Here is a 25,787-nt window from a genome sequence, read left to right as displayed (position 1 = left end):
TAACATCGCTATCAACTTATATAAAACTAATTTTTAAATGGAGATTTTATCATGCACCCCCTGTTTATTCAAAATGCGAGAAAAAAAGAAAGTGAAGATATTATTAACCAGTTTCGGAAAGAAAAACAGTTTAAATTTAGAAATAATAAAATAAGACGGAAATTAAGCGAAATGCCGATAAACATTGACAAATTTATTTTGGATATGAAAAGGTTTGACGGAACACTTAAAAAATGCCCTGAAGATTTCATTGTTGAAGAGATAACTCCGGAAGGAACGGTTTTAGAAGTTGGGAAGGACATCGGTTTTGAAGATGTTGAAACTTGGCACGGCTCATTTATCCATTTTACAGTTGAAAAAACGAACTGGAACACGATGGATGCATTAAAACAGATTGTAAAAGCAACAAAAACGAAAAGGAAAAATTTTGGATTTGCAGGAACTAAAGATAAATTTGCAGTAACTACTCAGAGATTTGGGTGTTTTGGACTTAAAAAAGAACAGCTTGAAGATATCAAAATTAAAGATATTATAATTCGAGATGTTCAAAAATCAAATAAAAAACTCAGAATGGGGGATCTCTGGGGAAACAAGTTCACGATAAAAATTAGGGATTTAAATCTTTCAAAAGACGAAATTAAAAGAATTTCAGATTTAAAATTAGATTACGTATTAAATTACTACGGAATACAAAGATTTGGGCTTGTTAGGCCTATTACACACATCGTTGGAAAATTTATCTATGAAAGAGACTTTGAAAGTGCATTTTACACCTACTGCGGAACTCCAATAAGTGAAACCGGCGATTCGCTTGAAGCACGACAGCTCGTTGACATGGGTGAATTTAAAAAAGCTTTAAAATTATTTAATAGAAACCACGACTACGAAAAAAGATTAATTCAGCAGTATTTAAAATACAAAGACTTTAAAATGGCTTTTACTGCATTACCTCCTCAATTAAACAGTATGTTTGTAAATGCATATCAGGCATATTTATTCAATGAAATGATAAATAAAAGATTTGATTACGGATTTGATGCAAAAGAAGGAGATATATTAGAAGACAATACTCCAACAGGAACGTTAATAGGATACGATACTGAATTCAGCAGTGGAATTCAGGGTGAAATTGAAAAAGAAATTGTTGAAAGGGAAAACCTCGATTTGAAGAAATTTAAAATCGAAGACTTCGGAAATTTCTACGGAACAAGAAGAAAATTGATAACTCCGATTTATGACTTTAAAAGCAGCTTTGAAAATGATATTTTTGAACTGAGCTTTAAACTTGAGCGCGGAAATTACGCTACAATCGTCACAAGAGAATTTACCGGAAATTTGAGTTAAATCAAGTATATATAATAAAAAATATAACATTATTTGGCAGTTGATTTCGTGATACTGTCACTAGCAGTTCTACCTATAAGGCGGCCATCTTGAGTATCTGTTGAGAGTCAATGAAAACATGGTTTTCCAAAGGTAGATACATTAATCCTGCTTTTTTAAAAAATTTAAAAAAAGATTTAAACGACTTTTATGATTATTTTATAGTTATTGGTATTATTCGTTAATTTTTTTCAAAATCCACGCCATATTTTGGCCAAGTAGTTCCATTGTATGTAATCCTTCATTATCTTTTTGAACATCCCCAATATCAAGACCCAATCCCAAATTCCAGTAGTCTGAACCAACACTTATCATCTGGTTTATTGAAAAAAAGTGGTTTAATGTATCAAAAACATGGATTCCGCCAGCTCTTCTTACTGACACAACTGCTGCCCCGACTTTTCTTTTTAAAATATCATCGTTTGCCTTTGCTACAAAGCCTGCCCTATCAATCAGTGCTTTCATTTCAGCAGTGACATCTGTAAAATAAGTTGGAGACCCCAAAATTATTCCATCAGCTTCAACCATCTTTTCTATGCAGTTATTTATGATATCGCACTCGATTATGCATTTATTATTCAGTGTTTCAAAACACTTGTAGCATGCAGTGCATCCCCTCAGCTTTCCGCCGGCAATATGCATATGTTCAGTAGAAATTCCTTCTTTTTTTAATTCGTTCAATACTTTATCGATCAAAATAGAGGTATTTCCGTCCCTTCGTGGACTTCCATTAAATGCAACTACTTTCAACATCCCACCCTCAAAAATAATTTCATGTTTGATTTTATGATTTTGAGAAATGATATATTTTTGCATGAAATTAATAAAAAAAGGTTTAAAAAAAGATTTATTGTTTTTCTACTGTTTTTAAGTCATCTTCAAGAGTATCTGAAAATTCCATACTATAAAATTCTCCAGAAGTTGGAAGAACCATATAAAATTCTGGCGTTGTATCAAATGATGCTTCTACTGAATCAATTTCAAAATCAAGAATGTGTCCTCCAGCAGTTCTATCATCAGTTATGAAGTGTAAGTGGTATAAAGGAACATTTAAACCAGACATGAATTCAGGAACCCAGAACCCAACAACAGTTCCAGAAACGTTTTCAAATTCAAATACTGACTGGTTTTTTACAACATCTACTAATTTTTCATAAGGCTTTTCTTGGGATGGAACACTTCTTGTTTTCATTTTTGAGAAAGTCCCAGTTAATTTTACTGCATAAACCATATTTTTCGAAGGGAATTTCGATTCAAAATATGATTCAAACTCTGAAATATTCATTTCATTTAAAAAATACGTTTCATCGTTTTCAAACGAAGTAACTGTTGCAAAAGGTGTTGTTACATTTTCAACCTTGTATGCTACACCGTTCGCCCTAACCTGATAGCATATTCCATCTAAAACAACCATTTCTCCATCGAGTTTGTCAAAAGTACCTATTCCAAAATCCCCGTAAGATACAAGTTCATCTACAGGTACAAATCCGTCATAAATACTTTCCATCAGCGCGTTTATCGTAGATACCTGATATAAAACATCTGAAACCTGTTCTGACTTGATTTCTGAAACAGAACTGTTATCTGTGGAGATGCAACCCGAACATAACACCATTATAACTACTAAAAATTTTACAAATATATTCATATTATTCACCCGTTTTAAATGAAAATACTTATAATTAAAATGTTATAAATAATAAATGATTTGGTTTTAGGGGTACTTTATGAAATGGCTTGAAGAATTGATTGATTTATTGGAATGCCCAAAGTGTAAGGGCGAATTAATGCTTTTTAGCAATAAATTATGCTGTAAAAAATGTAAAAAAGTTTATTTAATTAAAGATAAAATCCCAGTACTTCTTGACGAATAGGTGATTTTATGAGATGTTTCCTTGCTATTGAATTAAAAACTGACTTAAAAGAAAATTTGGAAAACTTAAAAAAACAATTTAACTTAAAAGGCATAAAAACAGTTGAAAAAGAGAATTTACATATAACTGTGAAATTTTTGGGAGATATTGACGATAAAAAACTTGAAGAAATACTTAATTCAGATTTAAAAATTAAAAAAGTTATTTCTGAGATAAAAGGAGTTGGAACATTCCCAAATGAAGAATATATCCGTGTAATATGGGTTGGAACTACAAATTTCGAAGAAACTTTTAAAAATATTGATGAAAAACTCTTTAAATTAGGTTTTAAAAAAGAAAAAAGTTACGATCCACACATTACCCTTGGAAGAGTTAAATTTATCGAAAATGATTCAAAAGAAACCTTGAAAAAATTAATTGAAAAAAATAAACATATTGATTTCGGAAAAATAGAAATAAATTCAGTTTCACTTATGAAAAGTACATTAACTAAAGATGGTCCAGTTTATGAAACCGTTAAACGTTGGGAATAAATTAAAGATACTCAAAAGTGTATAAAATTCCGTCATGCCCAGTTATAATATTCTTTTTCAAAGATACGATTTTTTGGATTGATTTTTTTGAAAGTTCACGATCCATTAAAATCGGGAGGTCCGTACCTTCAAGAATATTCTTTTTGCGGTGAACTGCAGCAGGAGCAACTACGTAATCTTCATAAATCACAGAAATACTATCAAAGGTGTGTCCAGGAGTCCACATTATTTCTATTTCTGGGTCTTTAAAATCATTTATCGAACCATCAGAATACATGACCACTTTGGCATTTCTAAAAAGGTCATTATTTCCAGTATGGTTGTTGTGATTATGCGAATTTATAACATAATTGATATCCTTTAATTTAACGTTTAATTTATTTAAATTTGAAATTATAATCTTTTTTTTATCCTTTGAAGATGTATCAACGATTATTTTATTTTCCGATGTTTCAATGTACGTACAAGAAGAACTCGGGCCCACAAACATGTTATTTTCCTCATTGAGATATGTAATTGAGCCGTTGTAAAGTAGTTTTAACAAGTAATCACTTCCTTAATAATGTAAAAATAATTAAATTTTAAGTTAATAAAGTTATTTTTTTAAACCTCCTCGAAGGGTTGCTGCAACACCGTAATCGAATTCCATCAATTCACGACCATTTAGTATTGTTGTACCGTACGCCAACAATTCATCGTCAGAATTTACAATCAATACTTCTTCAAAGGGCCTTAATTCTGGATCGCAGTCTTTAACGAATTTGGAGTAAACCGATTTTCCAGCTCTTGCAAATTCTTCAACACTGCTGTCAATTACAATTCTATACTTTGGAAACTCGAGTTTTTCATGTAAAAGTTCAGCACCTGATTTTGCAGGAATTAAGAAATTATCATTTGCCCTTAATGTAAACAAAACTTCCTTTTCGAACAAAACATTTCTAATTCTACCCGTATTTTTACTTCTTCTTGCTTTTACTTTTCCCATTAATTCATCGTCGAGTATTTTTGCTCCATACTGGTATTCGAGCATTTTTCCGATTCTGAAAACGTCAGGATTGATTTTATCGCATTCCTTTTTCGTTCCGTAGTGGTTTATGTAGTAATTGTACGTGCTTATATCGAGGATTTTTTCAGCGTGTTTTTCCTTAAATTCGCTTACAAATTCATTGTTGTATTTCTTTTCAAAGTCATACAAATCCGGTACTTCATTTTGAGCTAATGGATACATTGTATCGATATTTAAAGGAACTAATCCAAATACGCTGTCTTTTATAAGTACATCAACGTCGCAAGGAACATTGCTTAAATTTTCGTGGTATGGCTTTGAAGTATTTTCAGAAACTGTTGTTAAGTAGATTTTATCGTACTGGATTCTTTCAAGCCTTTGTTTGTGCCTGTAAATTTCAGGCCTATTCATACTTTCGTATCCGGTGTAGAAAAATCCAGACTTTTTAGAAACTGGGTCGTGTTTTTCAATGAAATCCATGTATTTTGAAATAACTCTCAAACCGTTCAAAAGTTTAGGGTGACTCCTGCATCTTTCTTCAACGAGTTCCCAGAGATTTCCTTCTTTTATTGCATTTTTAATTCTATCAATTTCTTCAAAAGTAACGTAGAGATTGTGTTCTGCAAGTAATCTCGTTTTTTCCTTTTCTTCCATGTTGAAAAGTTGTTTTGGAGTGTATTCACTACATACTTTACAGGTGCAAGGGAAACTTTTCAAATCTTTCATGTCTTCGAGGTGGAGTGTTCCGTCCACTGTTAAATATCTGCCATTTTTAGCGTAAAGAGCATATGCGGCACTATCAAATAAATCACATCCAAGAGCAACTGAAAGTGCAAATAACATCGGGTGTCCGCATCCAAAAAGGTGAACTGGCTTGTTTGTTGGAAGATACATTTTTGAATTTAAAATAACTTCTGCAACTTCCCTGTATCGATAATCTTCCATTAAAGGAACTACTGCACCGATTGGGTAAATATCAAAGTCCATTTTACCCATAACATCAGCACTTTTCTGCCTTAAATCCAAGTACTTTGAACCCTGAATAGTTCCATTTAACGCCAGTTTATAGCCCATTTCTTTTCTTCTTTTAATCGAATCTTCTGCTCGCCTAAAGGTTTCTATTAAGTCGCTTTCAGCTTTTTCTCGTGAAACATCCGGACCAGTTGGGATATCAAGTATTGTTCCAACATCTACACCGATTTTTTCCTGAAAATCGATTATTTCCATTGGGCCAACATTTACATCGCCATAAACACTCAATTGAAATGAACCGCTATCAGTTACAACAACATTTTTAAAATCAATTAAGTCATGAATTCCTTTTGTTTCCGCAATTTCTCTGAGTTCCGGTGTCGTGTAAGTTATATACGAGTTTGTAATTACAACGTCAGCCAGTTTATTTATTAAATCCATTGAAACGGTTTGTTTTTTAGGATTCGGGTGAATTACCGGCATAATTGTTGGAGTTTCAATTTTTTTTCCGTTTATCGTGATTACTCCAAGCCTTCCCATTGCATCACGAGATTTTATTTCAAACATATTTTCCACCATAAATTAAACTTCATAATCTGTAAAAATCGATAATTTTCAATAATAATCCCAAATGTTAAAATAGCAATTAACTATTAGATATATTACTTCATATAAAAAGAGATTCTTATTTAAAATATTTTTGGTTGGCGAGAAAATGTATGAACAGGCTATTGTTATTCGAAATGATCTAAAAATGGGAAAGGGAAAAATGGCAGCTCAAGCCTGTCACGCATCAATTCAGGCGTTTTTACATGCTCAAAAAATAAGTTCATCTGCAGTTAGCGGTTGGATGAATGAAGGGCAAAAAAAAGTTGTGTTAAAAGTAAATTCTGAAAAGGAACTTTTAGAAGTATTTAAAAACGTCAATATTGAAGGACTTCCATGCAGTTTGATAAGAGATGCTGGAAGAACACAGATTGAACCGGGAAGCCTTACTGCTGTTGGAATTGGACCTGAAAAAGAAGAAAAAATTTCAAAAGTTACGAAAGATTTAAAATTACTTTAAAACTTAAATTTACAAGAGTTTTAAATAATTTTAAGCATTATTAATAAATATTTGAAAACGAAATAATAAATTCATACAAAAAATATAACTTCATTAATTCATGCATTATTTAAGAGTTAATTTAATCCGGTGATAATTGTGGCTGTTAAAATAGCAGAACTTACCTGTGGGGCAGAATACAGTGGTGTTCAGGCTGAAATTGAAAAGGCTGCGAAGGAAGTTGGTGGGGAAATTGTATATCCTGAAGTTGATTTAGAATATATCGATAAAGTTAACGATTATTTAGGATTTGAAGTTGCATCAGCCAACTTAAAATTAATGTTTGCAAGAGCTATGTCCATTATTGAAGGAAACACTGATGCAGAAGCAGTTTTTATTTCCACCTGCTTTAGATGCGCTGAAGGGGCCCTTGTAAGAAACGAAGTTAGGAGATTAATACAACAAAACACGGATTTACCTGTTGTCATGTATTCATTTACTGAAAGAACGAAAGCTTCAGAGTTACTTACAAGAATGGAAGCTTTAGTTACAATTGTGGACAAAAAAGCACTCCTTGCAAGGAAAAAGCAGGATGGAATAAGTTTAGGACTTGATAGCGGTTCAACTACAACAAAAGCAGTTATCATGAAAAATAACGAAGTTGTGGGAACTGGCTGGGTTTATACTAAGGACGTTATTGAATCTGCACAGGAAGCACTTGATGCAGCTTTGAAAGAATCCGGAATTAAAATGGAAGATATTGAAACAATTGGAACTACGGGTTATGGTAGACATACGCTTGGAAATCACTTTAAAGCTGATTTAGTACAAGAAGAATTAACTGTTAACTCAAAAGGAGCTGCATTTTTAGCAGGTGCTCAAAAAGGAGAAGCTACAGTAATCGATATTGGTGGAATGGACAATAAAGCAATTTCACTGAATAATGCAATTCCTGACGGTTTTACCATGGGAGGAATCTGTGCTGGAGCAAGCGGTAGGTTCTTTGAAATTACTGCAAGAAGACTTGGAGTTTCAATTCAAGAACTTGGTGACATTGCAGCAACTGGCGACTGGCGAAATGTCATGATGAACAGCTACTGTATCGTATTTGGAATTCAGGATTTAGTAACGGGTCTTGCAGGCGGTGCTACGCCAAATGATGTTGCGGCTGCAGCTGCACACTCTGTTGCAGAACAGATTTACGAACAACAACTCCAGGAAGTTGATGTAAGGGACCCTTTAATTTTAGTTGGTGGAAGCAGTCTTTTGAAAGGAATGGTTCTTGCACTCGAAGAAATACTCGGGAAAAAAATAATAGTTCCAAAATATTCTCAATTTATCGGCGCAGTTGGTGCTGCATTGATTTCTTCAGGATACAGGAACCTTAAAAAATAACTTTTTTTAAGTTTTTAGGTTAATCAGGTGTGTCAATTATGGACAGTAATATCGATGTTGAAATATTATCTATTCTATCGGAGTCATCTTCCCCAGTTGGTGCAAAAATAATTGCAGATGCCCTAAAAGACAGGGGTTACGATATTGGAGAGCGGGCTGTAAGGTACCACTTAAAAGTACTTGATGAAAACAAGCTTACAAAAAAATTAGGATATTCGGGAAGAGAAATTACTGAAAAAGGAATTGAAGAACTTGAAAAAGCAAATATTTCGTTTAGAATAGGTTCTGTATTTTCGCAAGTCATCGAAAAATTATATTTATCAGACTTTCCGTCAAAAGTTCTTATAAATACTGCTAAATTTGAGGGCGATTATAAAAAAATAAAAGAAATGGTTTTAAAATCGTTTGAAGCAGGGTATTCTGTGGGAGATTACTTAAATATTAAAAAAAAGGGAAACAGCATATTTGTAGAAACCCTGTGCAGTATAACGTTTGATAATTTTTTATTAAAAAACGGGATAATTCCAACCCCTGAATACGGTGGAATTGTTAAATTTGAAGACTACGAACCAGTAAATTTTGAAGGGGTAATTGATTTTAGAAGTTCTTCAATCGATCCATTAGTTGCATTTATTATGCAGGGCAAAACAGACGTAACAGGAGTAATTGAAAATGGAGAAGGACTCGTTCCTGCAAATTTTAGAGTAATTCCAAAATCTGGCGAAAAACAATTTGAAAATATCCTTAAAAAAGATATGTTAAATTCTGTTTTAGCATACGGTAGTGAAAACGTACTTGGAATGAATTTAAACCCTGAACAAATCGGAGTAGTCTTAGTTGGGGGATTAACACCGCTATGTATCCCACACGAAGCAGGATATACTGCAGATATCAGTGCAGCAACACAACTTAAAGATATTTCGTCTATGGAGAAAAAAACAAAAGGATTCCTTGAACCAAAGAAAAAGAAAGGAAGATTTAAAGTAACTCCTGTTTTATCCAAGATGCTTTCAAAAATGCAGACCATAAACTATGATATTGAAGATAAAAAAGGCAATGTTGTAGTTAATTCCGCAAAAGTTCCTATCGAATATAAAGAAGAAGCCATAAACTCATTAAAAGAAAGCTACGAAAGTAAACTCGCAATTTCAGACCGATTAAAAGTGGAATACGATAACGAATTCTTAAAAATATATACAATCTGTTCCTTAACTGTTGATGGAGTATTTTTAAAGAATAAAATTCCTGTAATTCCATACTATGGTGGAATTTTAGAAGTTAAAACTGACAAAAAACGATTTATAGAAGCAATTGATTATGAAGGAACTTCTCTTGACCCTCACGAAGTATTTTTCAATAAAAGTGATGGTAAAAACTACATCTTAGCAGGTATTCGAAAAGTTCCGATGTCTGCAGCCGAAAAATTAATTGAAATTAACGAAAAACTTGGTTGGAATTCAATACTTGAAATAGGAAGGCCAAATAACGACATCTGCGGTGTTCGTGTTGAAAAATGCATGTTTGGGATTACTACAATTGGTGGAACAAACCCCTTTGCGTACATGAATAAAAATAACATCCCGGTAGAAATGAAGACCCTTCATAAATCACTGGATTATTCAGAACTAACACATTACGAAGATATTTAAATTTTAATTAAGGAGATAATTATGGGAAAAAAGGACAAAAGATGGGTTCTTCAAAGGAAAAACGACCATTACTATAATTTGGCAAAAAAAAGAAATTACAGATCAAGAGCAACGTATAAATTATTCCAGTTAAATGAAAAATTCAATTTAATAAAGGAAAGAAACGTTGTTGTAGATTTAGGGTGCGCTCCAGGAGGCTGGCTCCAAGCTGCGCGAGATATTGTTGGCGATAAAGGTTTTATCGTTGGAATTGATTTACAAACTGTAAAACCGCTTCCATGTGACAATGTCATTGCAATCAAAGGAGATATGACAAAAGAAGAAATATTAAAACAGGCACGAGACCTATTGCCAGAAAAACCAGATGTTATAATTTGTGACGCTTCTCCAAATATTAGCGGTGTTTGGGATGTAGACCACGCAAGGTCTCTTGAACTTACAACAATGGCGCTCATGACTGCAACTAAAATGTTAAAAAAAGGCGGAAATTTTGTTGTAAAAGTATTTCAGGGCGATTTATTTGAAAAATACGTTCAGCTCGTTTCAGAATACTTTGATAAAGCATTTACAACAAAACCAAAAGCTTCAAGAGACGAAAGTGCAGAAGTATACGTGATTGGAAAACGATTCAATGGCAAAAAATTTGACATGAACTCAAAATCACCAATTGTAAAACTGCTCGATACAAAACCTGTTGAAGAAGAAATTGCAAGCCCAAGTTTAAGAAAAGAAATATCTAAAGAAGATAGTGGACTCATGATCAAAAGAATAAAGGAAATGAGATCCAAAAAAGAATAATTTATTACTTTTTTTAAAATAAAAAAATTAAAATAGATTTTATTTCCAAAGTCTAAGTTCACTTCTTTTGACATCTTGCCTATGTCTTTCTAAAAATTTATACATTTTTGAGTGCGAAGTTCCTCTTAAAAGCATCTCAATTGCATCTTTTGCAATTTTTGCAGTTTCGATTTCTCCAATAATTGAAACGGTTTTTCCGTAAACTGAAATGTGCGTTGAAGTTAATTCTTCAATATATCTTCGAGATTTTCCGCCACTTCCAATAATTCTTCCTTTTAATCTTTGAAGAGCTTTATCGGAATTCCCATACTCTGAAATATCAATTACTTCGAATGCATATTCATCTGAAACCAGTTTTAAAGCTTTTTCAGGATTAAATCCTCTTCCAATAGCTTTTACAATATCTCTTGCTTTCCAGAGTGCCAGCGGGTCTTTTTGATCGTCTGTTGAATAAATATTAACTTCTCCTTCGGAATCTATTTCTAATTCAACTCCAAGCTCACTTTCAAGCTGTTTTCTAACTTCTCCGTGAGTTCCAATAAGGATACCTGTTCTCTCTTTTGGAATCTTCACTACTTCCACATTCTCGTACATAGATTCTCACCAATTACGCATTTAAATTTCGTTAAATATTATACAATTAATACTTAAAAAAAGATTTTGTAAAAATTTTTTTAATATGTTTTTGCCATTTCTTCATCTATTAATGCGAGTTCTTCTCCTGACACAAATTTATAGAACTCTTTGTAGTCAGTTGCAATCCCTTTTCTTTTAAAGAAACTGCAAACGTTTTTAATGTCTCTAATAAGGAGTGTTTTTGAAAGAGGATGTTCTTTAACGACCCCTTGTGAAAAATCAATATATACTGGCTCTTCTTCATGTACTAAAATATTATATTCGGATAAATCCCCGTGAACTAACTGGGCATCCTGATATAATACTTTAATATCTTCTCGTATCATTTCGTAGAATTCAGAATAATCGACTTCAACATCTTTTAATCTTGGAGCTGGAACCCCATCTTCATGAACCATGTCCATTAAAAGTATGTTTTCCCTTTTTAATATTGGTTCTGGCGTGTTTATATAATCTCCCGCTCTTAAAAGGTTCCTAAATTCTTTTTCAACCCATGCAGTTATTACCTGTCGAGTACTGCTTCGTCTAAGGTGAAATCGCGGGTCCCCTTGAATATACTTCCACATTGTTTTAAAATCACACGTAGAAACTCGGTAAACCTTTAATGCGTAGAGTTCGTCCTCTTTATTTGCAGAAAACACGACTGCTTCCTTTCCAGAATTAACAACTCCTGAAATTTCGTCAATGTGCTTTGCTACAAGTAAATTATAAATATTTAAGAGAGTTCGCTGGTCGAAAACTTCATTTTCAGTTTTTAATTCTTCTAAAAATTTCTTTTTTCGTTCAACTATCTTTTTTTGAAACTCCCTATCAAGCTGTTTTTCTTTTTTATCTAAGTCCATCTTAAGGGCTTCTCTCATTTTATCCCTTAATGCATGAAGTCTAAGTATCCTTTTTTACTTAACCAGTCGACCTGTCCTTTTGTGTATCTCCAGATTACGTCGCATTTCTCATCGGACTGTACTTCCCAAGGAGTAACAATTACAACGTCGTCTTCCCTTACCCAGATTTTTCTCTTCAATTTTCCAGGAATTCTGCCCATTCTAAGCTTTCCGTCCATGCATCTTACTCTAACTCTGCTTGCACCGAGCATTTGTTCGATTACACCAAGAACTTCGTTTTCATTTTCTCTTGGGGTCCTTACTCTTGTTGGTTGTTGTGGGGGTGCTTGTTGTCCTCGCATAGTTCTCACCTTTTTTTCGATAATTTTAAAAAATTAGTTAATCGATAGTTTTAAGAAATCAAAAGAAAAACGTAAAACGAAGATTATTCGTTTATTTTAAATCTTTTTATAGTAATGAAGTATTAATCATTTATATACTTAATTATGTATGGTGAGAGTTTGGTAAAATTAATGCTTGCACTTGATGTAATGGATGAAAAAAAGGCAGTTTTGATTGCTAAAGAAACTTCAGAGTACGTTGATTCTATAAAAATAGGATACCCGTTAGTTTTGGCTACCGGATTAAATATAATCGACAAAATAAAAGAAGCCACTAACAAAGAAGTAATCTGTGATTTCAAAGTTGCAGACATTCCTTCAACAAATGAAAAAATTGCTGAATTAACGCTAAATCATGCTGATGGGATAATCTGTCAGGGTTTTGTTGGTTCAGACAGTGTTTCTGCAATTTTAAATGTTGGAAAAGCAAAAAATAAAAAAGTAATAATGGTAACAGAAATGTCTCATCCCGGAGCTACAGAATATTTACAAAACGTAGCTGAGGATATGGCAAAAATGGCCGACAGATTAAAAGTTGATGGAATAGTTGCACCATCAACAAGACCTGAAAGGTTAAAAGAAATCAAATCAATTGTTAAGGATGCTTTTGTAATTTCACCGGGAGTTGGAGCCCAGGGTGGAAATTTAAGCGATGTTTTAAATGTTTTAAGTGAAAATGACTATGTAATTATCGGTAGAGCAATCTACGAAAACGAAAATCCAAAAAATGCTGCAAAACAGTACAAAATGCAGATGTAATTAAAAGTAATAATTATCGCCAACATAAGGTATTTATAATTTTAACTCGAATATATTCACGAAATGAATTTATTAACTTATTTTTAGCTACCAATTAAATATTTTCAGGCGATAGTTATGCTATTTAAATCAAAACGGGGACAGCTCTCAATTGAAATGGTTATACTGGTTCTTGCAGTTTTGCTTTCGGGAACCCTGCTTGCTGCCCACATGACAAAAGACTCAGGTGCAGCAGGTGAAATTAGCCTTGTTAAAAAACAGGTTTTTCAAGGGCCTACAATAGTAAAAACAGCAGTAAACGGTAGTTCAAGCACATCTGGAACTGGCAACCCGGAAGAAAATGATAGCGAAAGTGAAGATGGCTACACAAGAATATACATCGATGCACCAATAAACCCTACGGATTCAGAACAGAACAATAAATTTACCGCGATTGGATATAGTGGAGAAATTTATGAACTAAAAAAAGATGGTTCAGATAAAGGGTTATACATCAATGGAAATCCATATATTATAGCTAAAGGCGAAAGTGAAGAATTTAGTGTAAAAAAAATCATTGTCAGAGTAAAACAACCCTCCCAATCAACAGTACTTATTAATGGTAGCTCGGTAGATAAATCTAACAAAAAATTCACTATTGAATGCAAAGAAATATCCCCAATGACCATGAAAATAAGTAAAGAAAATGGAAATCAATTTTACCTTGAACTCGATGCTACAGGAGTTAAAGTATCTATTGAAGATAATGTAGATGATGAACTTTTAACTGAAAACACGTACACAAATGTAATTATGTATATTGATAACCTGCATATTACAGGAGTTTCAGATATTAAAGCTAAGGATTTAGATGGAAACACAATCTCATCATTTAAAACAAACACGTGGTATAGGGATACGTGGTATGATGCATCAGAACTTGAATTTACGGGAGACCCATCTACAGTGTATACAAAGATATTCAAAATCAAAGAATATGATTATGATGAAGATACTGCATTTACAATACGAGCTTCAGACCTTTTAAGTACAATATATGAAAAAGTACCTTATGAAAAAGCTGATGGGAACATTAAAATTGTTTCAAATATACCTCAAGGAATAAGATTTAAAATAGAAAAAGACCTTTGGGCAACGTACATAACCATCCCCTACGAATGTGATGGCGGATATGGATTTAATACAAATAATGTAAACATTACTTTTGAATAATTTTACCCTTTAAATTTCTTTTTTTAATTAAGTATTTATTCTGAAAAATTCTATTTTTATACATAATAATTTATTTTGTCAATTGGGGCGTGGTATATATGACAAAATTTTCAAAAGGCCAAATTTCAATAGAATTAATACTTTTGATGATGGCAGTTCTTCTTGCAGGTATATTAGTATCATTTCAGATGACAAAATTCACTTTTGAAGGAGACATCATTTCAAATGTTAAAGAAGATGCATTTCAGGTATTTACAATATCAGTGTATGAACCTCCGATATACTATTCGTTAAACTTCACAGACATTAAAATAAGTCCCTCACAGACATTAAATAACGCCTGGCTTGAAATAAACGATACGAGAAACGATACGTACCTTTGGTACTACACTGATGGAATATTCAAAGGTTTTGCAAATACGAGTGACCCTGAAGAAGAGGTTACTGATGAAGACCTGATTTTATTACCTTATGGGGGTTATGCTTCAAGAATAATATTTAGATCAGATACTCCGACTACAATGAACTGGCAGTCTTACGAACTCGACTTTAGTGACATTAAAAAATTTGAGATAATTGCAAACGATGTTGAAAATAAACCGATAAACTACTCGTTGGACCACGGTGACAGCCCAGAAACATCTAATCAGGCGTTTTTAAATATTAAAGCGGATGACGTAACAATAATTGTTACAAAAGCTAACGATAAAAAGTACGAATTAGCAGTAAACGAAACCAGTGGAACTATAGTGCTATTGCCATACGAAAACTAATACAGAAATATATTAAACCCAAATTATTTTTAAAAAATCGTGAAAAAATGAATATCTGGATTCGCGGCGGAACTAGTGACGCAAACAAAATTTCAAAAGAAATTAAACAAAATTTCAAACATTCTTTTTTGATTTTAACAACCACAACCGATTTTGGTGGAGAAATTGCTAAAAATACTGCAGATTTGGTAATTTCGGAAAAAATGAGTTATGATAATTTAAAAAAAACGCTGCTTGATAAGAATATAAATGTTTTTATAGATGCAACACACCCTTTTGCCACGCGCGCAAGTGAAACCGGGATAAAAATCTCAAAAGAATTAAATATTCCATACCTGCGGTATGAAAGACCTGTTGACTTTTTTAAAGATGCTTTTTACGTTGAAACTTTTGAAGAGGCTGCAAAATTAGCTTTAAACATCTCTAAAAAAAATATATTCTACATGTCAGGAATTAAAAATTTAAAAACAGTTTCTGAAATTATCCCCATTGAAAGGCTAATTGTAAGACTCCTTCCAACTTCGGTCCCAGATGCTCTCAAAATAATTCCTTCAAAAAATATTGTTGCAATGCAAGGGATATTTTCAGAAAATTTGAATAAATATCTGATAATAGATTATGATTGTGATGTAATTATTACAAAAGATAGTGGAAAAAGTGGTGGGCTTGATAAAAAGGTCTCTGGTGCAATAACAGCAGGTGCAAAACCAATAATTATCAAACGACCAGAGATGGATTACCCGTTAAAATTTGAAAAAATAGATGAATTGGTAAAATATTTAAAAAATATTTAAAAGTGTTTAACTTATTTCAAATGTTCAATATCTTCGTCATCAGGAATATAATTTAATAAATATCCGCCAGGCCTTAAACCATACAAAAGTGCCCTGTTCATGTAATTCAAAATTAAATTTAATACTTCATCATGTTTTACATCTAAAGACCCAGTATAACAACTTTTTTCAGAAAATTCCGTATTATTATCTTTTCTAACATTTTTTCCGCTGATAATTATAGAATAATCTTCTCCAGAATTTACAAGGGTTCCTATTGCCGGATAAAGCTTGTTTGAAGTAATTACAACAAGTGTATCATTTAAATCATGCAATTTTTCAAGACCTGCATCTAATTTTTCGATATATTCTGATTTTTTAACAGGGTCTTTAATCTTGTACTGCGAAACTTCGGGAACCGTTACATAAATTAAATCATAATTATCTAAATTATTAATTAACGCATTTATTGAATCTTCAAAGTCTTTTGACACGATATAGTCCACTTTCATGAATTTTGAAAGTCCTTTTGCAGCTCCGCATGACGAAATCGACAGCGTTTTTAAACCGTACTTCTCCGAAAATGGCTGTACATCAATATTTTTACCAGGAAACCTTGTTAAAAGGAAATTTATGGGGTACCTTCCTTTCCTCTTTCTCTTGGAATTTATTTCATGGCCATCTAAAATTTTATGGCACCTTAACAAAAACTTATTTAGGGCATCTGCAGTATTTTTTGCACGTTTACATTCTCCAGACGAACTGCAAAGTTCGTAAACTGGCGATATTTTATTTATGTGCCTTCCAGGATAATAAGGGTCAGAATCAGAAATTTTATCAGAAATCCAGCCGTTTTTATCAGTCATTACCAAAACACAGCCGCAATCTGCACAATTTTTTAATTTGAATTCGTAACCTTCAAAATTCGTTGGAATAATTTCCATTAACTGACTTAATTCTTTATCCATTACGTCACAGACGGTTCTGTCCACCACCCTGTGACCGTAATCATCTTCAACAGTTGAAACAAACATACATTCAAGGTATATGGAATTATCATCAAGCTTAATATCTTCCCCAAGTGTCTTTAAAACACTTATTCCCGGAAATTCTTCCAAAGGATACCCTGCCATTATGAATAAATCCATTATAGAAATCATAGGAACGCCCCGTTTATACGGGGCTAACAACCCGCAAGAACCATTCTGAACTAATTTATCAAAATTCGGGGTGGTTGCATATTCAAGTGGTGTTTTGTTATCTAAAATTTCATACGGGTCGTCTAAAAGTCCATCAAAATACAAAATAACAGTTTTCATAAAATACCGCCCATCAACAAAACATTTTTAGTTATTTCAAAATATAATTATATAATGACGCTTATATAAAGTTGAAATGTAAATTTGATTTTGGTATACATTATAAAAAAGAAATATTTAATATTATTTAAAATTTAGTAATATTATACAGTTAGTTTCCTTTCCAGATTCCAACCATCATCATGTGGTCTTTTTCGAAAGGTTCAATATTTATTTCGTTAACAATTTCGAATCCGCCTTCAAGCAATATTTTTTTCTGTCCTTCAAAAATTTCTCTTGGATTTTTAGTAACATCGATACTTCTTGCTTTTATTGAAATCATTGCATATCCATTCTCTTTCAAGAACCATTTTGCATTTTTCACGAGGATTTCTGCCTGATTTGGCTGTGCAACATCTTCAAATATAACATCGACCTTTTCAACGATATTTGAATAGTCTTGAGGCCTGTTTGCATCCCCTAAAATTGGAATTAAATTTTTTCTTTCGTTGCATGAATCGATAAATTCTCTCATGATTCTTGGTGCAAATTCAACTGCATAAACGAGTGAATTTTCTGCAATATCTGCAACGTGTGAAGGAGTAGTTCCAGCAGAAGCTCCAAGGTATAAAACTTTCGTTCCTTTTTGGATTGGCATCTTTTTCAATCCATTTATAATTGCAGCTCCGAGTTTACTCTTGTTTGGATTCCATACTCGATATTCAATATTGTCAGAATATACTAATTTTTCGCCGTAAACTCTTTTTCCAGGAACTAATGATTTTGTAGCAATCCTTTTAAGTCCGTCTCCAAAATCTACTGAATATACGTTGTTAAAAATTTCTTTTACCTTAATTTTTTCCATTTAACTCACCATAGGGATTAATTCTGTGAAGAAGTTTTTCCAATTACTTTTCTTTCAGCTTTAACTTTTTTTGTTGAATCTCTTCTTTTTTCGCCAGATTTTTCCTTTGGAGGCTGATTTCCACTATTTTTTGGTTTTCCACCAAATGGTTTCTTATCGCCTTTTCTGTCATCTCGTTTGTCGTTTTTCCTATCAGGTTTTCCACCAAATGGCTTTCCACCTTTTTTAGAGTCGCTTTTTTTATCGAATGGTTTTCTGTCACCCTGTGACCGTCTATCCTTATCGAAGCCACCTTTTTTATTACCAAAGCTTCTCGTATCAGGTCTTGGTCTTCTTTTCCTCATTGGTTCCGGGAATTTTTCTTTTATTTCAGCTACTTTTTTGTTCATGTCTTCAATTAGCATGTCTGAAATATCGTTTCCAAAAGCATCTGCTCTTATTGCAATTGAAATTTTACAGGAAATCGCTCTTGCTATTTTTCCGTGCAACCACCAAGGGCTTCCCTGAATGAGTGGGTGCTGGAATATAACCCCGTGTTTTGGAGGTAGTGCTTTTTCTCTTAAGTGTGCAAATAATGCTTTTTCTGCACCGATAACTTGTATTGTTGATGCAGGAAGTCTTAAAAGTCTATCAATTCCACCCGCAAGACTTATCAATCTTGCACCAAGTGATGCACCTGCAACTTTCGTTAAATTTGGAGCAATCTCTTTCATCGAAGTCTCCAAATATTCTTGCAGTCTTTCCCTGTAATCATACATGCTCTTTATTTCGTTTGCAAGGTTTTTCATGATTGCCAAATCAGATTCGGATACATCTGCACCCATCGATTCTTTTGCAGCAAGCGAAATAGTTCTTGCAACGTTTGAAGGCATTGTTTTTTTGAGTTTTGTTCGGGTATATTCCTCCCTATCCCCGTATTCAGAAACTAACGCCACATAAATGTCCTGTTTTTTAATTAAATTATCCATTTCTGGGAAATAAAGTGAATACCATTCTCTAAGTCGTTCTGAAAATAAATTCAGGGTTTCATCGAGGTTATCAAGAGCATTTACTGTTTGAACTATCAATTTATCTTTCTGTTCTGATGATTTTTTCATCATCGATTTTGTAAATGCGGTTGCCCAAAGATTCATTTTTGAAACAAAATCATTTTCGTTTTCAAAAACATTGTACTTTTGACCTAATTCGTATAAATTATTTCGAATAAGTTCTCCAGCAGGGTTTTTAAAACCAGTATACTCAAAGCTAACGCTTTCTTCTCCGATTTCCCATTCGTTTTTCAACTCATCGGATATTTCAAAATGCCCTTGTCTCAATTCATACATTATTTTTGGAATATCCTCGTCTTCAAATATTTTGTAATATTTAATATCATCTAAGGAATATTCACCGTTTTTCGAGTTCGCTTCAAGTGCAAATGCTCCAAATGGTGCAAAGGCAATGAATAACATAAAATCACCTAAAAATTTATAAATCCATGAAAAATGTACTCTTAACTTCTAATCAATCTAAAACTATTTAATCATTCGGGTATTTAATATTAATTAAAACCCCGATAAAAAAGATTATAAATAATCGCGATTAAATAACTTTAAACGGATTTTATTGAATATAATGGATATTTTAATTTTATCAACGTGATATAATGCTCGATTTTAACATTGAAGGGTTAATTCCAAAAAATATGGAAAAAAGGGGAGAATTAGTACTTAATGAATATTTAAAAGAAATTGAAGACATATTTAACCATCGAAAAATTCCTGAAAACGGGATTGATGATGAAAAAATAAAGCTTTTTTTAAAATTTCTCTCGATGATGGATACAGATAAAGACCCAAAATCTGTAAGAATTGGGGAAAGAGAAGCAAGAATATATTCTAAAATTCATGAAGAATTATCTTCTGGATTTTGCCACGGCATTGGGAGAAGTGGAAATTTAGTTGATCCGCAACCAAAAGCATCTGGCGCGAGTATCATGTATGCGCTTACAAACAAAATACTTGAAAGCTTTTTTAAAACTTTAGGGCTAAATGTTCACGCAATTGCAACGCCCGTATCAACCGGGATGTCAATATCATTATGTTTGAGTGCTGCAAGAAAAAAATACGGTTCAAACGTTGTAATTTATCCTTATGCGTCACACAAAAGCCCCATAAAAGCTGTATCTTTTGTTGGAATGGATATGAGACTTGTTGAAACCGTTTTAGATGGCGACAGTGTATACGTTCCAGTAGAAGATATTGAAGCTGCGATAAAAAAAGAAATCGAGCTTGGAAATAAACCTTGTGTTTTAAGCACGTTGACGTTTTTCCCGCCAAGAAACAGCGACGATATAACAGAAATTGCAAAAATTTGTGAAATTTATGATATTCCACATATAATTAACGGAGCTTATGCAATTCAAAACAATTATTATCTCGAAAAATTAAAAAAAGCGTTTAAATATCGGGTAAACGCAGTTGTAAGTTCAAGTGACAAAAATCTACTCACCCCAATTGGTGGGGGATTGATATATTCAACAGATGCGGATTTTATAAATGAAATATCTCTTTCATACCCTGGAAGAGCAAGTGCAACACCTGTTGTGAATACATTAGTGTCTCTTTTATCAATTGGTTCTAAAAATTATCTTGAATTGATGAAAAACCAGAAAAACAGCAAAAAATTACTTGATGAACTTTTAAAAGACTGTGCTAAAAAAACTGGCGGAAAATTTTTAGATGTTAAAAGTCCGATTGCTTCATGCATTTCAGTAACTTCAGACCCTGTTGAAATTGCTGCAAAACTCTATAATTTAAGAGTAACTGGCCCAAGAGGAATTAAAAAAACAGACCATTTTGGAAACTGCTACATTGGAACATACCCTTATGACTATATCGTGATGAATGCTGCGATCGGTGTTAAAACTGAAGACATTATAAATTCAATATCCAAACTCGAAAGTATTCTTTTATAAATTTTTTAAGGTGTTTTTATGATAGGTGTTTCTAAGATGTACTCTGAAATTACCGCCCTTTCAGGAATTAAAGACTTTGAAATTGTAAATCCATACAAAAATTCCTATAACTGTGATTACTTAATCATATCAAAAGGGTATTTTGATAGAGTCCACAAATTAAACCCAAATTCTAAAATAATTGAAATAAATTCTGCTACGTTTTTAGATTTAATTGAAAGTCTTGAAAAGTTAAAAAATGAACACATTGGCGATGAATTTTGCATAAACCAATCAATTGAAAATTTGAAAAAACTTGACTCTAAAATAAAAAATGATAATTTTGAATTTATAAAAAATTTTGAATATGGTGTTAGTTCAAATTCAAAATTCATAACAAAAATAATCGACGATTTAGGATTTGAACATAAAAATGAGAGAACAATCCAAATTATTCCCGATTATAATTTAAATGATGATTTGAATTTAAATGACAAGATTATTTTAAAAACTCACAGGTACGATCTCGGTCTTATTGAACGAATTGAAGATAGATATATGTCGATATTAAGTTCGTTAAATGGTATAATCCCCAGAAAAACATTATAAAGTTATATACTATTTCGACTATATTCTTTAGAATAACCGTAATTAAAATATCAAGGTTGTGAGAACATGGCTATAACAATTGCAGTAGCTTCTGGTAAGGGAGGCACTGGAAAGACAACAACCTGTGCTAACTTGGCAGTTGCACTATCCCAATTTGGTAAAGAGGTAACCGTAATTGATGCAGATATTGCAATGGCTAATCTCGAACTTATCATGGGCATTGAAGGGAAACCCGTAACATTGAATGATGTTTTATCAGGAAGTGCTGATATTACAAGTGCGATATATGAAGGGCCAGCAGGCGTAAAAGTGGTTCCAGCAGGAGTTTCACTCGATAGCTTTAAAAAAGCAAGACCTGAGAGACTTCTTGAAATATTAACTAAACTTGATGAACAGAGCGAAGTTTTACTTATCGACTGTCCTGCAGGAATTGGTAAAGAGGCACTTACCGCAATTTCCGCAGCTGAACATTTGTTAGTTGTTGTAAACCCCGAAATATCATCAATATCTGATGCATTGAAAGTTGTATCTATTGCAAACAGGGTAGAAACCAATGTACTTGGTGCAATAATTAACAGAGTTACTGAAGACAGCTCAGAACTAAGTTCAAGGTCTATTGAAACTATTTTAGAAATTCCGATTGTTGGTATTGTACCTGAAGATACAAACGTCAGGAGAAGTTCTGCATTTGGTGTTCCTATTGTTTTAAAACATAATGATTCTCCCGCAGCACAGGCAATCACAGAACTTGCTGCAAAATTGGTGGGTAAAAAGTACATCCCAAAAGAAAAACCAAAAGACTCATTTGTTAAAAAATTCTTTAAAGGAGTATTTGGGGGTAAGAAAAAATGAATCTCGATCCAAGCATACTTACAATTTTGGTTCTTATAAGCATTGTTTTAAACATATTTTTGTTCATGAAACTCGTTGTTCTTAAAAGCGAACTTGAAGACATTAAACATTCGACAAGACTTACAAGCGATGAAGTCAATAAATTAAACGAAAGGCTGAAAAACATTAAGCTCAGATAAGGTGAAACTTATGAAAAAAATATACTACCTATTTTTTTTAAGTTTACTACTTATCCCCGCAATTAATGCTGCCGAACTTGCTCCAGATGCTGTCAGGGTAAATGACAGTGTTTACCTCGTATTTGACTGGACTGCACCAGAAGACATCGAAAACCTTAGTTTAACAATAAATGCAGATGAAAATATTGTTTTTGAAGAATACGAATATAATGTAAGCAACGTTAAAGCAAACGAATCTGTATTTAAAATGTTTAAAGGAACTGCAACTGAGATTGGAAACTACAAAATCAAACTTTTAAAGAGATACTTCCAAAATGGAACTTTAATTGGATCTGTTGAATTCTTTGAACTATCAGTAGTTCCCGATGCAGGCGTAAGGATTGTTGAAAAGATAGTTACTCCTGAAGACTACGAACCTGTTAAAACTTTAGAAACTGAAAATGATACTAAAGAGGAAAGTTCAAATACTTCGGAAAATATCAATATAGTTATTTTAGAAAATGAAAGCTCAAATAAATCCGAAATTGCAGGTGAAAATACACCTTCACCATCAGCAGAAGTTAACAGCGGATTAATTGGTCCTGGCGGTATTTATTATATACTTGGAGGACTTATTTTGGGTATACTACTTGGTGCAGTTATTGCATACGCAAAAGAATAAAAAAACATTCCTTTACTTTTTTAATGTGATAATAATGATGATTGCGGTCATTCCAGCGTATAATGAAGAAAAAAATATCATCCCTGTTTTAAAGGACTTAAGCGACATCAATATTGACGTGATTGTTGTAGATGATGGAAGCACCGATAAAACAAAAACAATAATTAATGAATTTTTGGAAAAAAACGAATTTAAAAACAAAATATTTCCAATTTTCAAAGAAAAAAACGAAGGCAAATCAAAGGCACTTGAAGACGGGACAAAATATGCGATAAAGTTAAATTACAGTGCAATTGTATATCTTGATGGAGATTACCAGCACAAGCCATCTGACATTATACCAATGTACGAAAAAATGAAATCTGAGAATGCAGATGCCGTTTTTGGAATCAGAAAATACAAACACATACCATTCCATAGGCAGTTTTCAAACTTTCTTGCAAGTGTTATAATGTCAATAACTGTTTCGATATTTTCTGGAAATTTCCATATTTTTAGGGATATCCAGTGCGGATTTAGAATAATAAAATCCGAATTTTTAAAAGATGCATATTTTGGCGAGGGATACAGCGTTGAACATTTAATTGCTCTTCAGTTGGCGAAAAAAAATGCAAAAATAACTGAAGAATACGTGACAATTGAATATCACAACAATGCAATTTCTTATATTACGACAAAAAAAATATTGGATGTTGTAAAAGAAGTTGCAAAATACGTGCTATCAAACCGCTAACTCGTTATTTTACTATTTTTCCAGTTATTGACCTTCTACCATAACCTGTTACTTTTATATCCGCAAATTTTCCAATCTCGGCATTTTTTTCAGCAATTCCAATTAAAATCGGGTAGCTTCCAAACTGCCTTCCAAAATAAAGGTCATTTTTCTCTTTAACTTCGACAAATACATTTTTTAATATTGTACCTGTGGGTAGCATTCTTTTTAACATAGGGTTATCTATTTCAGTTCTTATTTTTTCCTTAAACTTCAAAAATAGATTTTTTCGTTTTTTTGCTTTTTCAACATCTTTAACTGTTATATCGGTTCCAAAAAATGGAACTACCTGCCTTATATTTATCCTTCGAATCATATTTCCTGAATCATATATTTCTTTTAAATAATCGTAATTTATCTCAAAAGTGTCATTTGATTCTCCTTTTAATCCAAAAAGCAGATTTATTCCTGGAAGAAGATAAGGCATGCCATTTTCCCCACGTTTTCCACCAATTTCGTTTAAAATATCAACTGCTTTTAAAACATCTTCAGGTTCAGTTAAAAGACAGTTTTTTGAAATAACTTTTTCATCGAAACTTTCAACCCCAAAAGCTGCAACGTTTCCAGGAGTACAGTACTTTACAAGTATTTTTGCAATTTCCCTTCCTTCTTTTTCATGCCTTGCGATAACTGACGGGTTTGCATTGTCGATATGTAAAACATCAGGATTTGAAACTGAAGTTATTCCTTTAAAGAGTTTTTCTACCTCTAAAACGTTTGGTACTGGAACGTCCATACTTTCGGCATCTTTTGCCAGGTATGAAAACATACAGGGCTGCCTTCCGATTCTAAAACATTTAATTCCATTTTCATAGAGATTTCTTACTTCTTCAATTATATCTGTCGAATTTCTAAATTTTGGGGAACCATATCGTCTTGGTTCTGTACAAAAACTACATCCTCCACTAAATGCCCTTGCACAGCCACGATAGGTTTCAATTTCTGCAATGATATTTGGATAATTTGGATGAAGTTTTACAATTTTTGCCCCAATTTTAGCAAACTCATCGAGTTCGGCATAAGTTCTAAGTTTTGTTCCATCCACTTTTTCAAGCGATAAATTATTTTTTAAAAGATCGTGTAAAACTGCATCTAAATCGCCTTCGGAAATCACGTCAAAGAAGTATTTTAAATTTGATTCGTCTTTTATTTTTCCCCCTTCAAGAGATGAACCAAATTTGGTGGCAACTGGTCCACCAAGAATTTTTAAGCCCTTAAAATTATACAAAATCGATACAAATTCTCTCAATGTTGCAGGATTTGCATTTAAGTACTTTCCAGGGGTGTGAAATCCACATATCGCAATTACTGCATCATATCTATTAAAATCGTATCCTTTTTTAAGTTCTTCCCTTAATTTGTCAATTGTAATATAATCGACGTCGTGTTTAAACTTGTAAAGAACTCCTGCAGCATATCGTGGGTACATTCCAATATAGGGCGGAACCCCAAGTCCCGCTGGCTCATCCGTGTATCCGTCAAGAATTAAAAATTTCATAATAATCCCTTTAAAATTTTGAGAGTTGATTTATAATGCATATGTTTAAATTAGATATATAAAAGATGTTTAAAAAATTCTTTTTTAA

The 25,787-nt window shown here is 32.7% G+C and carries 28 protein-coding genes; 17 read left to right on the top strand and 11 right to left on the bottom strand.

What is annotated here, in order from left to right; translation table 11 throughout:
• The first annotated feature begins 51 nt into the window (after positions 1-51).
• Positions 52-1,344: a tRNA pseudouridine(13) synthase TruD gene (gene truD, locus ACS5L2_RS02920; RefSeq protein ID WP_459202270.1), complete on the top strand. Its 1,293-nt coding sequence runs from the start codon at positions 52-54 to the stop codon at positions 1,342-1,344.
• A gap of 213 nt (positions 1,345-1,557) precedes the next feature.
• Here the strand turns inward: truD and ACS5L2_RS02915 are convergent, their stop codons facing one another.
• Both ACS5L2_RS02915 and budA read right to left on the bottom strand, forming a co-directional pair.
• On the bottom strand, positions 1,558-2,133 hold the full coding sequence (locus ACS5L2_RS02915; protein ID WP_459202269.1) for a flavodoxin family protein: 576 nt from the start codon (positions 2,131-2,133) through the stop codon (positions 1,558-1,560).
• 97 nt (positions 2,134-2,230) lie between these two features.
• A complete protein-coding gene (gene budA / locus ACS5L2_RS02910; protein WP_459202268.1) occupies positions 2,231-3,031 on the bottom strand; it encodes an acetolactate decarboxylase in 801 nt (266 codons plus the stop codon).
• A gap of 79 nt (positions 3,032-3,110) precedes the next feature.
• On the opposite strand from budA, the gene ACS5L2_RS02905 reads away from it, so the two are divergent.
• Positions 3,111-3,257 (top strand): Trm112 family protein, encoded by a 147-nt coding sequence (locus ACS5L2_RS02905; protein ID WP_459202267.1) that lies wholly within the window; start codon positions 3,111-3,113, stop codon positions 3,255-3,257.
• An 8-nt stretch (positions 3,258-3,265) separates the two neighbouring features.
• Positions 3,266-3,790, top strand: coding sequence for an RNA 2',3'-cyclic phosphodiesterase (gene thpR, locus ACS5L2_RS02900; protein ID WP_459202266.1), 525 nt, complete (start codon positions 3,266-3,268; stop codon positions 3,788-3,790).
• Position 3,791: 1 nt separating this feature from the next.
• Here thpR and ACS5L2_RS02895 read toward each other — a convergent pair whose 3' ends face one another.
• Both ACS5L2_RS02895 and tgtA read right to left on the bottom strand, forming a co-directional pair.
• Positions 3,792-4,334, bottom strand: coding sequence for an MBL fold metallo-hydrolase (locus ACS5L2_RS02895; RefSeq protein WP_459202265.1), 543 nt, complete (start codon positions 4,332-4,334; stop codon positions 3,792-3,794).
• A gap of 51 nt (positions 4,335-4,385) precedes the next feature.
• A complete protein-coding gene (gene tgtA, locus ACS5L2_RS02890) occupies positions 4,386-6,335 on the bottom strand; it encodes a tRNA guanosine(15) transglycosylase TgtA (protein ID WP_459202264.1) in 1,950 nt (649 codons plus the stop codon).
• 148 nt (positions 6,336-6,483) lie between these two features.
• Here tgtA and pth2 point away from each other — a divergent pair, with 148 nt between their 5' ends.
• The 4 genes from pth2 to ACS5L2_RS02870 all read left to right on the top strand — a co-directional run bounded on the left by pth2 (position 6,484) and on the right by ACS5L2_RS02870 (position 10,655).
• Positions 6,484-6,834 (top strand): peptidyl-tRNA hydrolase Pth2, encoded by a 351-nt coding sequence (gene pth2, locus ACS5L2_RS02885; RefSeq protein ID WP_459202263.1) that lies wholly within the window; start codon positions 6,484-6,486, stop codon positions 6,832-6,834.
• 138 nt (positions 6,835-6,972) lie between these two features.
• On the top strand, positions 6,973-8,208 hold the full coding sequence (locus ACS5L2_RS02880; protein WP_459202262.1) for a methanogenesis marker 15 protein: 1,236 nt from the start codon (positions 6,973-6,975) through the stop codon (positions 8,206-8,208).
• A 38-nt stretch (positions 8,209-8,246) separates the two neighbouring features.
• Positions 8,247-9,857 (top strand): NrpR regulatory domain-containing protein, encoded by a 1,611-nt coding sequence (locus ACS5L2_RS02875; RefSeq protein WP_459202261.1) that lies wholly within the window; start codon positions 8,247-8,249, stop codon positions 9,855-9,857.
• Positions 9,858-9,878: 21 nt separating this feature from the next.
• The gene (locus tag ACS5L2_RS02870; protein WP_459202260.1) at positions 9,879-10,655 is read left to right on the top strand and encodes an RlmE family RNA methyltransferase; all 777 of its coding nucleotides are present in this window, start codon (positions 9,879-9,881) and stop codon (positions 10,653-10,655) included.
• Positions 10,656-10,694: 39 nt separating this feature from the next.
• On the opposite strand, the gene ACS5L2_RS02865 is transcribed toward ACS5L2_RS02870, so the two are convergent.
• The 3 genes from ACS5L2_RS02865 to eif1A all read right to left on the bottom strand — a co-directional run bounded on the left by ACS5L2_RS02865 (position 10,695) and on the right by eif1A (position 12,474).
• Positions 10,695-11,249, bottom strand: coding sequence for a KH domain-containing protein (locus ACS5L2_RS02865; RefSeq protein ID WP_459202259.1), 555 nt, complete (start codon positions 11,247-11,249; stop codon positions 10,695-10,697).
• Between the two features lie 80 nt (positions 11,250-11,329).
• On the bottom strand, positions 11,330-12,151 hold the full coding sequence (locus ACS5L2_RS02860; RefSeq protein WP_459202258.1) for a serine protein kinase RIO: 822 nt from the start codon (positions 12,149-12,151) through the stop codon (positions 11,330-11,332).
• Positions 12,152-12,159: 8 nt separating this feature from the next.
• Positions 12,160-12,474 (bottom strand): translation initiation factor eIF-1A, encoded by a 315-nt coding sequence (gene eif1A / locus ACS5L2_RS02855; protein WP_459202257.1) that lies wholly within the window; start codon positions 12,472-12,474, stop codon positions 12,160-12,162.
• A gap of 144 nt (positions 12,475-12,618) precedes the next feature.
• Here eif1A and pyrF point away from each other — a divergent pair, with 144 nt between their 5' ends.
• The 4 genes from pyrF (at position 12,619) to cobK (ending at position 16,051) form a co-directional block, all read left to right on the top strand.
• Entirely contained in the window at positions 12,619-13,272 is a 654-nt protein-coding gene (pyrF, locus tag ACS5L2_RS02850; protein ID WP_459202256.1) for an orotidine-5'-phosphate decarboxylase, read from the top strand.
• A 117-nt stretch (positions 13,273-13,389) separates the two neighbouring features.
• Positions 13,390-14,484 (top strand): class III signal peptide-containing protein, encoded by a 1,095-nt coding sequence (locus ACS5L2_RS02845; protein ID WP_459202255.1) that lies wholly within the window; start codon positions 13,390-13,392, stop codon positions 14,482-14,484.
• A 98-nt stretch (positions 14,485-14,582) separates the two neighbouring features.
• The gene (locus ACS5L2_RS02840) at positions 14,583-15,257 is read left to right on the top strand and encodes a class III signal peptide-containing protein (protein ID WP_459202254.1); all 675 of its coding nucleotides are present in this window, start codon (positions 14,583-14,585) and stop codon (positions 15,255-15,257) included.
• 47 nt (positions 15,258-15,304) lie between these two features.
• On the top strand, positions 15,305-16,051 hold the full coding sequence (gene cobK, locus ACS5L2_RS02835) for a precorrin-6A reductase (protein ID WP_459202253.1): 747 nt from the start codon (positions 15,305-15,307) through the stop codon (positions 16,049-16,051).
• 11 nt (positions 16,052-16,062) lie between these two features.
• Here cobK and ACS5L2_RS02830 read toward each other — a convergent pair whose 3' ends face one another.
• The 3 genes from ACS5L2_RS02830 to ACS5L2_RS02820 form a co-directional block, all read right to left on the bottom strand.
• On the bottom strand, positions 16,063-17,349 hold the full coding sequence (locus ACS5L2_RS02830; RefSeq protein ID WP_459202252.1) for an alkaline phosphatase family protein: 1,287 nt from the start codon (positions 17,347-17,349) through the stop codon (positions 16,063-16,065).
• A gap of 151 nt (positions 17,350-17,500) precedes the next feature.
• The gene (locus ACS5L2_RS02825; protein WP_459202251.1) at positions 17,501-18,193 is read right to left on the bottom strand and encodes a fibrillarin-like rRNA/tRNA 2'-O-methyltransferase; all 693 of its coding nucleotides are present in this window, start codon (positions 18,191-18,193) and stop codon (positions 17,501-17,503) included.
• A 17-nt stretch (positions 18,194-18,210) separates the two neighbouring features.
• Complete coding sequence (locus ACS5L2_RS02820) at positions 18,211-19,644, bottom strand: Pre-mRNA processing ribonucleoprotein (RefSeq protein WP_459202250.1); 1,434 nt, start codon at positions 19,642-19,644, stop codon at positions 18,211-18,213.
• A 194-nt stretch (positions 19,645-19,838) separates the two neighbouring features.
• Between ACS5L2_RS02820 and spcS the strand changes: the two genes are divergently transcribed.
• The 6 genes from spcS to ACS5L2_RS02790 all read left to right on the top strand — a co-directional run bounded on the left by spcS (position 19,839) and on the right by ACS5L2_RS02790 (position 24,162).
• Entirely contained in the window at positions 19,839-21,149 is a 1,311-nt protein-coding gene (spcS, locus tag ACS5L2_RS02815) for an O-phosphoseryl-tRNA(Sec) selenium transferase (protein WP_459202249.1), read from the top strand.
• Between the two features lie 18 nt (positions 21,150-21,167).
• Positions 21,168-21,737 (top strand): hypothetical protein, encoded by a 570-nt coding sequence (locus ACS5L2_RS02810; protein WP_459202248.1) that lies wholly within the window; start codon positions 21,168-21,170, stop codon positions 21,735-21,737.
• A gap of 66 nt (positions 21,738-21,803) precedes the next feature.
• Complete coding sequence (minD, locus tag ACS5L2_RS02805; RefSeq protein ID WP_459202247.1) at positions 21,804-22,589, top strand: cell division ATPase MinD; 786 nt, start codon at positions 21,804-21,806, stop codon at positions 22,587-22,589.
• On the top strand, positions 22,586-22,768 hold the full coding sequence (locus ACS5L2_RS02800; RefSeq protein ID WP_459202246.1) for a hypothetical protein: 183 nt from the start codon (positions 22,586-22,588) through the stop codon (positions 22,766-22,768). Before minD ends, ACS5L2_RS02800 begins: the two co-directional genes overlap by 4 nt.
• 10 nt (positions 22,769-22,778) lie before the next feature.
• Positions 22,779-23,429, top strand: coding sequence for a hypothetical protein (locus ACS5L2_RS02795; RefSeq protein WP_459202245.1), 651 nt, complete (start codon positions 22,779-22,781; stop codon positions 23,427-23,429).
• Positions 23,430-23,466: 37 nt separating this feature from the next.
• On the top strand, positions 23,467-24,162 hold the full coding sequence (locus tag ACS5L2_RS02790; RefSeq protein ID WP_459202610.1) for a glycosyltransferase family 2 protein: 696 nt from the start codon (positions 23,467-23,469) through the stop codon (positions 24,160-24,162).
• Between the two features lie 4 nt (positions 24,163-24,166).
• Here the strand turns inward: ACS5L2_RS02790 and ACS5L2_RS02785 are convergent, their stop codons facing one another.
• On the bottom strand, positions 24,167-25,699 hold the full coding sequence (locus tag ACS5L2_RS02785) for a radical SAM protein (RefSeq protein ID WP_459202244.1): 1,533 nt from the start codon (positions 25,697-25,699) through the stop codon (positions 24,167-24,169).
• Between the last annotated feature and the right edge of the window lie 88 nt (positions 25,700-25,787).

The sequence above is a fragment of the Methanococcus mangrovi genome (genome assembly GCF_054506835.1).
This window is presented reverse-complemented; position numbering and strand designations above follow the sequence as displayed.